Below are 12,521 nucleotides of genomic sequence, written 5' to 3'. Positions count from 1 at the left end.
GCTCCGGAAACTTTGAAATCAGGGGACGACACATGGATATGAAGAAATATGCTGCCGAGGCCATCGGCACCTTCTGGCTCACATTCGCAGGTTGTGGCAGCGCGGTGATCGCAGCCGGCTTCCCGCAGGTCGGAATCGGCCTGGTCGGCGTGTCCCTGGCTTTCGGCTTAAGCGTCGTCACCATGGCCTACGCGATCGGTCACATCTCGGGCTGTCATCTCAATCCGGCCGTCACGGTCGGCCTTGCCGCCGGCGGGCGCTTTCCGGCCGGCCAGATCCTGCCCTACGTGATCGCGCAGGTCTGCGGTGCGATCGTTGCCGCCGAACTGCTCTACGTCATCGCCAGCGGCGCCCCAGGCTTCGACGTCACCAAGGGCTTCGCGTCGAACGGATACGATGCGCATTCGCCCGGTCAGTACAGCATGGTGGTCTGCTTCGTCACCGAGGTGGTGATGACCATGATGTTCCTGTTCGTCATCATGGGCGCAACTCACGGTCGCGCGCCCGCGGGCTTCGCGCCGCTCGCGATCGGGCTCGCGCTAGTGATGATCCATCTCGTCAGCATTCCCGTCACCAACACGTCGGTGAACCCGGCGCGCAGCACGGGCCCCGCGCTGTTCGTCGGCGGCTGGGCGCTGGCGCAGCTCTGGCTGTTCTGGGTCGCGCCGCTGATCGGCGGCGCGCTTGGCGGGGTGATCTATCGCTGGCTCAGCGAGGAGCCCGCCGGCGTCGTCGCAGGCGTGAAGACGGCCTAGAGCGTTTTCGAGCGAAGTCGATACCGGTTCGCGTCAGGAAAACGCGTCAGAGCAAATCTAGTCGGCAAGCGGAATCGCGGCGGTTGCCGCGGTCCCGTCACTTCTCCTGGGGCGGCCGGACTTCGGTGACATGGCCCATCTTGCGGCCGGGGCGCGGTCCGCCCTTGCCGTAGATGTGGATGGTCGCGCCCGGAACGCTCAGCCACTTCTCGTAATCGTTGATCTCGTCGCCGATCAGATTGGTCATGGTGACGATCTCGCCGTGGCGCACCGGCTTGCCGAGCGGCCAGCCGGCGATGGCGCGGATGTGCTGCTCGAACTGCGAGATGGAGGCGCCGTCGAGGGTCCAGTGCCCGGAATTGTGCACGCGCGGGGCGATCTCGTTGACCAGCACCTTCGGCCCGGTGCCGTTGGCGAGCACGAACATTTCCACCGCAAGCACGCCGACATAATCGAGCGCGCCGGCGATCTTGCCGGCGATGCTGCGCGCTTCTTCCGCGAGCGCATCCGGAATCAGTGCGGGGGCGCGGGATATCTTCAGAATGTGGTCGCGGTGCTCGTTCTCGGTGACGTCGAAGCACTCGACCTGGCCCGTCGCCGACCGCGCCGCAATCACGGAGATCTCGCGCTCGTAGGGGATGAATGCTTCGAGGATCGCCGATTTGGTGGCGAGGCTGGTCCAGACCTTGGCGATGTCGTCGCCCTCGCGGATGATGGCCTGGCCCTTGCCGTCATAGCCGAAGCGGCGGGTCTTCAGCACGGCCGGAAGACCGATCCTCACAATCGCCTCGCGCAACGAGGAGACGGAGGTGACATCGGCATAGGCTGCGGTGCCGATGCCGAGCCGCGTCACGAAATCCTTCTCCGCGAGCCGGTCCTGGGTCGTCTCCAGGATCTTGCGGTTGGGCAGCACGGGGCGGCGCGCATCCAACACCATCGCGGCCGCGGCCGGCACGTTCTCGAATTCGTAGGTGATGACGTCGACGTCGTTGGCGAACAGCTCGAGCGCCTCGACGTCGGCATATTCGGCGCAGGTCGCGTTCAGCACGACGTCGAAGGCCGGCGAGTCAGGATCGGGCGAGAACACCTGGCAGCGCAGGCCGAGCCGCGCCGCGGCCATCGCCAGCATCCGCCCCAATTGTCCGCCGCCGAGGATTCCGATGGTGTCGCCGGGCTTCAGCTTCACCTGCTTTGCGTCAGTCACGCCTTGTCCTCCGGGCGCTCGGCAACCGCCTCGGTCTGCGCCTTGCGCCAGGCGGCGAGGCGGTCGGACAAGGCCGGGTCGGACAATGCCAGCACGGCGGCAGCAAGCAACGCCGCGTTGATCGCGCCGGCCTTGCCGATGGCAAGGGTGCCGACCGGGATGCCCGCGGGCATCTGCACGATCGAATAGAGCGAATCGACGCCCTTGAGTGTCTTCGATTCGACGGGAACGCCGAAGACGGGGAGTTCCGTCAGCGCCGCCGCCATGCCCGGCAAATGTGCAGCGCCGCCCGCGCCGGCGATGATGATCTTGTAACCAGCCGCCTTGGCGCCCTTGGCGAAAGCGACCAGCCGGTCGGGGGTGCGGTGGGCCGAAACGATGCGGGTCTCGGCGGCAACGCCGAGCGCTTCAAGCGTGTCGGCGGCATGCCGCATCGTGTCCCAGTCCGACTGGCTTCCCATGATGATGGCGATCGGCGCGGTCATGACGTTAATTGTGCTCGGGAAAACAGAAACATAGGCCAGATTAACGGTTCCGGCCGGCGGCTCGCAAGGCGGTGGCAAGGAGAAGGGAATGCACTATCCTGTCTTGGTGAATCCCCGCAAGCCTTCATTGAGCAGGATGCCCATGAAGAAACCAAAAAGGGCAAGTGCTGCGAAGGCCAAAAAGGGCCGGAAGACCAGTGCCAGCCGATCCAAAGCCGCCCCCAAGCGTTCAGTCAGGCGTGGGGTCAAGGCGCCGCGGCGCGGGGCGTCGGCCGATGATGGGGGCAACGACGGTGCCAAGGTCATCCGCGGCCTGCGGACCAAGCTCAAGCAGGCCTTGCAGCGCGTTGCCGAACTCGAGGCCGCCGCCGACACCGATTTCCTGCTCGAGATTCCGAACCGGCGCGGCTTCGAGCGCGAGCTCACGCGCGCCATTGCCTACATGAAGCGATATCACGCCAGCGGCGCGCTGATCGTGCTCGATGTCGATCGGCTGAAGCCGATCAACGATTCCTTCGGCCACGCCGCCGGCGACGAGGTGCTCAAGGCGATCGTCGGCGCGCTGACGCGGCAGGTCCGCGCCTCCGACGTGGTCGGCCGGCTCGGCGGCGACGAGTTCGCGCTGCTGCTGTGGAATCTCAACGAGACCGATGCCAAGGCGAAGGCCGCGGTCCTCGAGCAGGCGATCGACGAACTATCCTTCGTCTTCCACGGCCAGCATGTGACCGCGGGCGCCTCTGCCGGCGTCGCATTGCTGGGGGCGCAATCCGACGCAGGCCGCGCCCTGGAGGAGGCGGACGCCGCAATGTATGTGCGCAAGGCGTGCCGGCGGCACGAGCCGCGGATCAGGCTCGTCAGCAACTGACTCTACAACGTGGCCAGATCTTCCGGCACGTTGCCGAATTTGCGCAGCAGCGTAGCGTCGCCGAATTCGCCGGTCATGGGATCACCGCTGCGGCAAAACGCGATCGCGCCGATGTGGCCGGCGCCGCGCGCCAGAATCTCGGCGCGCCGCAGCGCGGCCGTCGAGGACTGACATTCCTCCGCGGCGCCCGCGACCGGTGATCCGTCGTCACCGATCAGGAAGGGCATTGCAACGTAGTAGGTGACGTCCGACATGGCGTTGCTCCGGTCATCAACATCAGGCGGCGCTGCTCCGCGCCTTGCTGCGAGAGGTCTCCGGAATGCAGCCGGCTGAAATCGCCGCCTGCAATTCCTCGAGCTCCGCCTCCAGATATTCGTTGGCCATGATCAGCGCCTTGATGGTGCTGCGCAGATTGCCGTCGCACATCGCGATCGCCTGATCGCAGGCCTGTTCATAATGGCTGTTGTCCAAAAGGGCGGTTGCCGACATCTGCTTTGTCCTTGCTGGTTCCTTGGGCGCTTCTCTGGGCGTTTCCTGGGGGGCGTTGGATGCTGAAATGTTCCTATTTTGTTCTTTTGGAGTCAAGCGGATTCACCCGCGGCGCCCTGCCTCGAAAAGCCCGCTGGGGATCAGGCGATGATGTCGGGCGTGATCTGGTCTTCGATGAAGGCGATGCGGTCGCGCAACAACAGCTTGCGCTTCTTCAGCCGCTGTAACCGCAATAGGTCGGGGGCAGGCGATTGATGCAGCGCATCGATCGCGGCATCGAGATCTCGGTGTTCCTGCTGCAACCGGGCGAGCTCGGTTTCGAGTTCGCGCTCGTCTTCATGGGTCATGTCTGCGGTGGCCGAAAAACCGATAGCGTGAGATTTAAGGCTGTGGATGCCCTGTGGAAATTATCGTCCTTGCGCGCCGTGACCGCAAGCGATCTCGGGCCGTCGCGCACCGAATCTCTCGCGAGATATTTTCAACGGTTCGCTGCGGCGCTACGCAAGCACATTGATATCATGGATTTTTCCCAGCGTGGTTCCTTACTCACGCTTCGTTACATATGAATTTTCAAAAATGACATTGCGACGACGGATATCCATCGACAGAACGAATCGGTGATGTACACTTGCTCGTCCGGATCGAATCCAAGGTCACCCCTACCGAGGAGGTTTCGAATGACAATTCAGGCACATCTGGTTGAATTGGAACGGAAGCACAAAACTCTCGAAAACGAATTGCACGAAGCTCTCGTGCACCTTTCAACAGACGACCTGCAAATTGTTGAGTTGAAGCGCCGGAAGTTGATGGTCAAGGACCAGATCGAGCGTCTGAAGCAAACTAGCGACACGCTTCACTAGTAAACCCCGTAACAGTGCAAAGTTTGATCGCACCCTTTCAGGCAGGGGTGAGCGCTGTTGCGCTCATCCCTGTTGGAAGGTGCGAAGCCGCGCAAGGACATTTGCGCGGCGCCTAGATTCCTGCGAGCTCGGCGACGTGATCCGCGATCGCGAGCGAGGAGGTCAGTCCCGGCGATTCGATACCGAACAGGTTGATCAGGCCTGCGACGCCGTGATCGCGCGGGCCCTGCATCAGGAAATCCTGCGTGGCGACCGCCGGCGGCACGATCTTCGGGCGGATGCCCGAATAGCTCGGCATCAACGCGCCGTCAGGCAGCGTCGGCCAGTATCTCCGGATTGCCGGATAGAAGCGATCGGCGCGTGACGGATCGACCTCGTAGTTGATCGTCTCGATCCACTCGACGTCAGGGCCAAAGCGCGCCTGCCCTGCCATGTCCAGCGTCAGATGTACGCCGAGGCCGCCGGGCTCGGGCACCGGATAGATCAGGTGCGAGAACGGCGCCTTGGCATTGCAGCTGAAGTAATTTCCCTTGGCGAGATAGGCCCGCGGAATCCGGTCCAGCGGCATGCCGTCGATGTTGCGCGCCACTGTTGTCGCCGCGAGGCCCGCAGCGTTGACGAGCAGGCCGCATTGCAGCGCCATCGGTGCCTCGCCGCCGGCCTCGACCTCGATCACGCCGGCGGCCGCCTTGGCGCGGATCAGCGGGGTGTGAAACGCGAAGGCCGCGCCGGCTTCCTCGGCCTCACCGCGCAGCGAGAGCATGTAGGCGTGGCTGTCGATGATGCCGGTCGATGGCGAGAGCAGCGCGGCGTCGCAGGCGAGCGCCGGCTCCAGCGCGCGTGCGGCCTCACCGGTGAGCAACTGCATGTCGAGCACGCCATTGGCCTCGGCGTGCGCCTTGATCGATTGCAGCTTCTCGGTTTCCTTCGCATTGGTCGCGACGATCAGCTTGCCGCAATTCTTATGCGGGATGCCGCGCTCGCCGCAGTATCGGTAGAGCGCGTGCTTGCCGCTGACGCACATGCGCGCCATCCAGCTCCCGGCGCGGTAGTAGATGCCGGCATGGATCACCTCGCTGTTGCGCGAGGAGGTGATGGTGCCGATGGCCTCGGCCTCCTCGAGCACGATGACCTCGCGCCCGGCCTGGGCCAGCTTTCGAGCCACCGCGAGCCCGACCACGCCGGCTCCGATGACGATGCAGTCGACCCTATCCATGGTTGTGCTGGAGGTCCGCTGGAAGCGCCGGTGGCATCAAGCCCGGGAACGACGGCGCGGGGTCATTTTCCGTTAAGGAGCCATTTATCATGTCAGGGCAATTGCCGTATTTCACGTCACATTTTTTTGTTGCGCGTACAGGCGTTTACCCGATCCAAACCCGTGAAGCCAGACAATCCGACGTTGAAATCGCGGGTGGCTGATGGCTGAGAAGAACTGGCACGCGGACAGCACGATGCCGATTGCTGTGCAGGCCGTCGTGTGCCTGATCGGCACGGTCGCGCCTGCGCGTGCCTTTGCGCTGTCGGACAGCTTCGCTCCGCCGAGCTCGCTCGACAACCTCGATCCCAACCTGATCTGGGAAGCCCTGATCGGGGGCATCGTCGTCTGCGCGTTCCTGGTGGCAATCGCGTTGTGGATCCACTCCGCGCTGCGCCGGACCAGGCGGTCGCAGCTGCGGCGCAACGCCTTCGTCTCCTCCGCCATGAACAATCTCAACCAGGGCGTGGTGATGACCGATGCGCAGCGGCGCGTCATCTTCTGCAACGACCGCTATCTCGAGATCTATGGCCTGTCACGGTCGGATCTGTGGGCCAACATGAACGGCCACGACATCCTCGAGCTGCGGCGCAAGCGCGGGGTCCTCGGTGGCGTCTCCGACAAGGAGTTCTATGAGAAGGCGGCAGGCGGCAACGGTCTGAACACCGAACTGCCTGATGGCCGGGCCATCCTGGTGAAATATTTCGTGCTGCCGAACGGCGGCTCGGTGGCGACGCATCTCGACGTCAGCGAGGAGCGCAGGCTGTCGCGGCAACTCGCCTCGACCAAGCAGTTTCTGGAAACGGTGCTGGACAATGTGCCGGCCTGCGTCGCCGCGAAGAACATCGACGACGGCTGCTACATCTTCGCCAACAGCGCCTATGAGCGGTTCTGGGGTTTCACGCGGGACCAGGTCGTCGGCAAGAACGCGCGCGAGTTGTTTGCCCCCGTCTCCGTGGCCGCCATCGAGACGGCCGACCGGGCAGCGCTCAATTCGCCGGACGGCCAGTTCCGCAACGAGTTCGAGGTCGACCGCAGCGGCGCGCGGCGCATGGTGGCCTCGATCCGGATCACGGTCCGCAACGAGAACAACAAGCCCGAATTCCTGCTGATCGTGTTCGAGGACATCACCGACCGCCGCTCGCTGTCGCAGGAGCTGGAGAGCACCAAGAAATTCCTCGAGCTCGTCGTCGACAACATCCCGGTGGCGCTGATCGTCGAGCAGGTCAAGGACGGCCGCTATCTGCTCGCCAACCGCAGCGCCGAGACGATCCTCAACCGCAGGCGCGAGGAAGCCACGGGCCTGACCGCGTCCGACATCTTCAATCCCAAGGAAGCCAAGCTGATCATCGCGCGCGACGAGGCTGCGATCAAGAAGCGCGGGACGATCACCGAGGAGCATCCGATCTCCACCAAGGACGGCCTGCGCCTGTTCCTGACCCGGCGCGCCACCGTGCTCAGCGACGCCGGCGAGCCGCAATATCTGATCAAGACCCACGAAGACGTCACCGACCGCCGGCAGACCGAGTCGCGCATGGCGCACATGGCCTATCACGACGGCCTCACCGATCTGCCGAACCGCGCCGCCTTCCTGCAGGCGCTGACCCAGATGATCGAGGCCTGCGAAGGCACCGGCGAGGAGTTCGCCGTCCTCTGCGTCGACCTCGACGGCCTCAAGGAGGTCAACGACGTCTTTGGCCATGCACTCGGCGACAAGCTCCTGGTCGAGGTCGCCCAGCGGCTCCAGGATTCCGCGCGCGGCGGCGTGGTGGCGCGCCTGTCCGGCGACGAGTTCGGCCTGATCATCGACGGCAAGCAGCCGGAGGCGGGTCTTGCGCTGGCGCAGCAGCTCGGCGAAGCGGTCGCGCGGGAATTCCAGATCGATGGCCGGCCGGTCCGCGCCGGCGTCACCACCGGCATGTCGATCTTCCCGCACAATGGCGCCGACGGCGCCTCGCTGCTCGCCAATGCCGGTGCGGCGCTGTTCCGCGCCAAGCAGAAATCGCGCGGTACGATCAGCCTCTACCAGCCGGAGATGGACCAGCAGATCCGCGATCGCCGCGTGCTGCATCAGGACCTGTCGATGGCGATCAAGAACGGCGAGCTCTCGCTCGCGTTCCAGCCGCAGGGGGCCGCCGGCCATAGCGTCGCCGAGAGCGAGATCATCGGCTTCGAGGCGCTGGCGCGCTGGCAGCATCCGGTGCGCGGCCAGGTCTCGCCGGCCGAATTCATCCCGATCGCCGAGGAAAGCGGCCTGATCGTCGAGATGGGCGAGTGGATCCTGCGCGAGGCTTGCCGCGAGGCGGCGTCCTGGCCCAAGCCGCTCCAGGTCGCGGTCAATTTGTCGCCGGCGCAGTTCATGCACGGCGACGTGGTCGGGCTGGTCCATTCGATCCTGATCGAGACGGGGCTGGCGCCCGGCCGGCTCGAGCTGGAGATCACCGAGGGCGTGCTGATCGAGGATTTCGACCGGGGCCTGGCGCTGCTGCGCCGGCTGAAGGCGCTCGGCGTGCGCATCTCCATGGACGATTTCGGCAGCGGTTATTCCTCGCTGAGCTATCTCCAGGCGTTCCCGTTCGACAAGATCAAGATCGACCGCGCCTTCATCATCAATCTCGGCCGCAACCCGCAATCGGCGGCGATCGTGCGCGCCGTGATCGATCTCGGCCACGGCCTCGAAATGTCCATCATCGCCGAGGGCGTCGAGACGCTCGACCAGCTGGCCTTCCTCGCCAAGGAGGGCTGTGACGGCGTGCAGGGCTATCTGCTCGGCAAACCACTGCCGATCGGGAAGTATGCCGGCCTCGTCGGCCGCGCCGAAGCCATGGAGCTCGCGCTCAAGACCGGCTAGAGCGTTTTCGAGCGAAGTGGAAACCGGCTCGCGTCAAGAAAACGCGTCAAAACAGGAATCCGGAGCCGCGTTCCGATACCATCGGAACGGAAATGGCTCTAGTGATGAGAGCGCTTCGCTTCGCTCCTTCTCGACGGCTTCATGGCGGATTACGACCTTGCGATCATCGGCGGCGGCCTGAACGGTGTCAGCCTCGCGCGCGATGCGGCCGGCCGCGGCCTGCGGGTCATTCTGTTCGAACAGGGCGATCTCGGCGGTGCCGCTTCGTCGGCGACACCGCGGCTGATCCATGGCGATCTGTCGGTGCTGGAGCGCCGCGGGTTCTGGCGGGTGCGCCGGGCGCTGGCCGAGCGCCGCACCTGGCTCCGGATCGCGCCGCATCTGGTCCGGCCGATGCGTTTCGTGATCCCCGCCCATTCCGAGGAGCGTCCGCCATGGCTGCTGCGGGCCGGCCTGTATGTTTATGACGGCCTCACGAACCGGGGCGGCCTGCCGCCATCAGCGACCCTCGACATCACGCATCATCCGGTCGGCAACGCACTGAAGCGCCCGTTCGGCACGGCGTTCGAATATTCTGACTGCGTCGTCGATGATTGCCGCCTGGTGGTGCTCACGGCGCTGGATGCCGCCGAACGTGGTGCCACGATCCGGACCGGCGCGCGCTGCGTCCGCGCTGACAGAACCGACACATGGCGCCTTGCGGTGGTCGATCGCGGCCACCGCCGCGCTATCACGGCCCGGGCGCTGGCCAACGCCACCGGCGGATGGACGTCGATGGTGGCGGACACCGTGCTGCGGCAGCCGCTGCCCGCCATGGCCGCCATGCAGATGAGCCAGATCATCGTGCCGCGGCTGTTCGATTCCGGGAACGTCTACGTCTTCCAGAACAATGATGGACGGCTGATCTTCGCGCGGCCCCTCGCGCGCGACTTCACGCTGATCGGCACGGTCACCCACGCTTTCACCGGAGATCCCGCGATCGTCGCTATGGCGGGCGCTGACGTCAGCTATCTCTGCGAAGCGGCCAGCCGCTATTTCCGCGAGCGCGTCGCCCCGACCGACGTGGTCCGCACGGTCTCGGGCGTCAACCTGACGCTGGCGTCCGCGCGGGGACGCGACGGCACGACGCTGTTCCATGCGCGCCGGCGCAAGGCGCCGCTGATCACGCTGTTCGGCGGTGATGTCACCACCTCGCGCCTGCGCGCGGAGCGGGCGGTGACACGGCTGACGCCGTTCTATCCGATGTCGCCGCGCTGGACCGCCGGGGCAGCGCTGCCCGGCGGCGATTTCGCCTGGGACCGTTTCGATACTGAAGTCGACCTCGCGCGCGACCGCTGGCGCTTTCTCTCGGAGCCGGAGGCCCAGCGCCTGGTCGCGGCCTATGGCTCGCGACTGCCGATGGTGCTCGGCGAGGCAAAGAGTCGTGACGAACTCGGTCCCGCCTTCGGCCCCGAACTGACCGGCGCCGAGGTGCGCTATCTGATGGGCCATGAATGGGCGCGCTTCCCCGAGGACGTCTTGTGGCGCCGCTCCAAGCTCGGTCTGACCATGCCGGCAGCGGACCGCGACGCGCTGGCCGCGTTCATGGCGGATGTGAACGATCGCCCCGAACCGGTTGAGCAAAGGCCGATCGGCCGCTAGCGTGCTGCGGAATCGGGGTTGGCAGGGACCATGGCGGAAGAGTTGCCCGGAACGGACGTCGCGGCCGATACGGCCGCCGGAGATGCATTTCCCGTAGCGGGTCAGCCTTTGCTGCGCATTGAGGGCGTCGCCAAGACGTTCGGGACGTTCCGGGCCGTGGACGGCGTGTCACTCGACATCAAGGCCGGCGAGTTCTTTGCCCTGCTTGGCCCGAGCGGCTGCGGCAAGACCACGCTTCTGCGCATGCTCGCCGGCTTCGAGGCGCCGGACGAGGGGCGCATCCTGCTCGGCGGCAAGGACATCGCGCAGGCGCTGCCGCACGAGCGCCCGATCAACATGATGTTCCAGAACTACGCGCTGTTTCCACATCTGTCGGTGCGCGACAACATCGCCTTCGGCCTGAAGCGTGCCGGCATGGCGCGTGCCGACATCGCCACGCGCGTCGCGGAGATGGTCGCGCTGGTGAAGCTCGAGGGGCTCGAGAAGCGCAAGCCCGACCAGCTCTCCGGCGGCCAGCGCCAGCGCGTGGCGCTGGCCCGCGCTTTGGCACGCCGCCCGCAACTGCTGCTGCTCGACGAGCCCCTTGCAGCGCTGGACAAGAAGCTGCGCGAGAGCACGCAAGGCGAACTGATGGAGCTCCAGCGCCGGCTCGGCATGACCTTCGTCATCGTCACCCACGATCAGGAGGAGGCGATGACGATGGCGAGCCGGATCGGCGTGATGAAGGCCGGCAAGCTGGCCCAGGTCGCTGGCCCCCGCGAGCTCTACGAGGCGCCGCGCTCGCGCTGGATCGCGGAGTTCGTCGGCGACGTCAATCTGTTCGACGCCGAGTCCAGATTGCGCGACGGCCATCGTCTGGTCATCGGCACGCGTGATGCGGGGACGCTGGTGGTGGCCGAGCCGCGCGAGCCGGTCGGCGCGGGAAAATTGTCGGTCGCGATCCGTCCCGAGAAGGTCAAGCTGTCGCGCCGCGGCCCGGTGAGCGAGGCCGGCCGTGAAACGGCAATCAACCGGCTGGACGGCGTGATCGCGGACATCTGCTATCTCGGCGGCACCACCACCTACAAGGTGAAGCTCGACACCGGCGGGATCGTGCAGGCGTCCGTCGCCAACAGCGCGCGCCTCGACGTCGACGCCTACAGCGTGAACCAGAACGTCGTCGCCTGGTTCACGCCCGACGACTGTATGGTGCTGCCGTCATGAGCTCCCGCCGCATCTTCGCGCGACCGGCGCGCTTTGCCGCGATCGCCCCCTATATCTGGATGGTGCTGTTCTTCCTGGTGCCGTTCGGCTTCGTACTGAAGATCAGCCTGTCGCAGACCGCGATCGCGCAGCCGCCTTACGAGCCGGTGTTCGACCTGACGGCGGGGTGGGAATCGGTCAAGGTGGCCTTTGCCGCGCTGTCGTTCGACAATTTCAGGCTGCTCGGCTCCGATGACATCTATGTGTACGCCTATGTGCGCAGCCTCACCGTCGCGGTCACGGCGACGGCACTGCTGCTCCTGATCGGCTATCCCATCGCCTATGGCATGGCGCGGTTGCCGAAGCGCTGGCAGGCGGTGGCGATGGTACTGGTGATCGTGCCGTTCTGGACCTCGTTCCTGATCCGCATCTATGCCTGGATCAACATCCTTCAGCACGACGGCCTGCTCAATCAGATCCTGCTCGCGCTGCATCTGGTCAGCCAGCCGGTGGTGTGGCTCTCCACCGATACCGCGATGTATATCGGCATCGTCTACTCTTATCTTCCGTTCATGATCCTGCCGCTCTATGCGACGCTCGCCAAGATGGAGCCGGCGCTGGAGGAGGCGGCCTCCGATCTCGGCGCGCCGCCCTGGCAGGTGTTCTGGCTCGTCACCTTCCCGCTGTCGCTGCCCGGCGTCGGCGCCGGCGTGCTCTTGTGCTTCATCCCCATCGTCGGCGAGTTCGTGATCCCCGACCTCCTGGCCGGCTCCAATTCGCTGATGATCGGCCAGACCCTGTGGCTCGAATTCTTCACCAACAAGGACTGGCCGGTCGCGTCCGCCGCAGCCATCGTGCTGCTGGTGGTGCTGCTGGTGCCGCTGTTGCTGTACGAACGGCTCCAGAAGCGGCAACTGGAACAGGGACGGTGAGC

Annotated in this window: 13 protein-coding genes; 7 read left to right on the top strand and 6 right to left on the bottom strand. The window is 65.4% G+C overall.

The genetic code is table 11. From position 1 onward, the window contains the following. Positions 1-32 precede the first annotated feature (32 nt). Positions 33-755, top strand: a complete 723-nt coding sequence (gene aqpZ, locus E4K65_RS29485) for an aquaporin Z (protein WP_135177120.1) — start codon at positions 33-35, stop codon at positions 753-755. A gap of 97 nt (positions 756-852) precedes the next feature. Here the strand turns inward: aqpZ and E4K65_RS29480 are convergent, their stop codons facing one another. Beyond that, positions 853-1,959 carry a 5-(carboxyamino)imidazole ribonucleotide synthase gene (locus E4K65_RS29480; protein WP_135177119.1) on the bottom strand — a complete coding sequence of 369 codons (1,107 nt, stop codon included), beginning with the start codon at positions 1,957-1,959 and terminating at the stop codon, positions 853-855. Next, positions 1,956-2,444 carry a 5-(carboxyamino)imidazole ribonucleotide mutase gene (gene purE / locus E4K65_RS29475; RefSeq protein ID WP_011089851.1) on the bottom strand — a complete coding sequence of 163 codons (489 nt, stop codon included), beginning with the start codon at positions 2,442-2,444 and terminating at the stop codon, positions 1,956-1,958. The genes E4K65_RS29480 and purE overlap by 4 nt, the downstream gene beginning before the upstream one ends. A gap of 142 nt (positions 2,445-2,586) precedes the next feature. Between purE and E4K65_RS29470 the strand changes: the two genes are divergently transcribed. After that, complete coding sequence (locus E4K65_RS29470; protein WP_167771254.1) at positions 2,587-3,309, top strand: GGDEF domain-containing protein; 723 nt, start codon at positions 2,587-2,589, stop codon at positions 3,307-3,309. A gap of 2 nt (positions 3,310-3,311) precedes the next feature. On the opposite strand, the gene E4K65_RS29465 is transcribed toward E4K65_RS29470, so the two are convergent. The 3 genes from E4K65_RS29465 to E4K65_RS29455 form a co-directional block, all read right to left on the bottom strand. Beyond that, complete coding sequence (locus tag E4K65_RS29465) at positions 3,312-3,563, bottom strand: hypothetical protein (RefSeq protein ID WP_135177117.1); 252 nt, start codon at positions 3,561-3,563, stop codon at positions 3,312-3,314. Positions 3,564-3,585: 22 nt separating this feature from the next. After that, positions 3,586-3,798 (bottom strand): hypothetical protein, encoded by a 213-nt coding sequence (locus E4K65_RS29460; RefSeq protein ID WP_027545542.1) that lies wholly within the window; start codon positions 3,796-3,798, stop codon positions 3,586-3,588. A 140-nt stretch (positions 3,799-3,938) separates the two neighbouring features. Beyond that, positions 3,939-4,145 carry a YdcH family protein gene (locus E4K65_RS29455; RefSeq protein WP_135177116.1) on the bottom strand — a complete coding sequence of 69 codons (207 nt, stop codon included), beginning with the start codon at positions 4,143-4,145 and terminating at the stop codon, positions 3,939-3,941. A gap of 330 nt (positions 4,146-4,475) precedes the next feature. On the opposite strand from E4K65_RS29455, the gene E4K65_RS29445 reads away from it, so the two are divergent. Further along, complete coding sequence (locus E4K65_RS29445) at positions 4,476-4,658, top strand: YdcH family protein (protein ID WP_027545540.1); 183 nt, start codon at positions 4,476-4,478, stop codon at positions 4,656-4,658. Positions 4,659-4,770: 112 nt separating this feature from the next. On the opposite strand, the gene E4K65_RS29440 is transcribed toward E4K65_RS29445, so the two are convergent. Beyond that, positions 4,771-5,874 (bottom strand): NAD(P)/FAD-dependent oxidoreductase, encoded by a 1,104-nt coding sequence (locus E4K65_RS29440; RefSeq protein ID WP_135177114.1) that lies wholly within the window; start codon positions 5,872-5,874, stop codon positions 4,771-4,773. A gap of 202 nt (positions 5,875-6,076) precedes the next feature. Between E4K65_RS29440 and E4K65_RS29435 the strand changes: the two genes are divergently transcribed. From E4K65_RS29435 to E4K65_RS29415, 4 genes are all read left to right on the top strand, one after another. Then, positions 6,077-8,764 carry a sensor domain-containing protein gene (locus E4K65_RS29435; protein ID WP_135177113.1) on the top strand — a complete coding sequence of 896 codons (2,688 nt, stop codon included), beginning with the start codon at positions 6,077-6,079 and terminating at the stop codon, positions 8,762-8,764. Positions 8,765-8,905: 141 nt separating this feature from the next. Then, a complete protein-coding gene (locus tag E4K65_RS29425; protein WP_135177111.1) occupies positions 8,906-10,405 on the top strand; it encodes a glycerol-3-phosphate dehydrogenase in 1,500 nt (499 codons plus the stop codon). Positions 10,406-10,435: 30 nt separating this feature from the next. Continuing rightward, positions 10,436-11,608 carry an ABC transporter ATP-binding protein gene (locus E4K65_RS29420; RefSeq protein WP_135177200.1) on the top strand — a complete coding sequence of 391 codons (1,173 nt, stop codon included), beginning with the start codon at positions 10,436-10,438 and terminating at the stop codon, positions 11,606-11,608. Next, positions 11,605-12,519: an ABC transporter permease gene (locus E4K65_RS29415; RefSeq protein ID WP_135177110.1), complete on the top strand. Its 915-nt coding sequence runs from the start codon at positions 11,605-11,607 to the stop codon at positions 12,517-12,519. Before E4K65_RS29420 ends, E4K65_RS29415 begins: the two co-directional genes overlap by 4 nt. Positions 12,520-12,521: the final 2 nt, after the last annotated feature.

Source organism: Bradyrhizobium niftali, from assembly GCF_004571025.1.
Classification (GTDB): domain Bacteria; phylum Pseudomonadota; class Alphaproteobacteria; order Rhizobiales; family Xanthobacteraceae; genus Bradyrhizobium; species Bradyrhizobium niftali.
The sequence above is the reverse complement of the archived record's forward strand: the minus strand, read 5'-3'. Positions and strand labels throughout refer to the sequence as shown.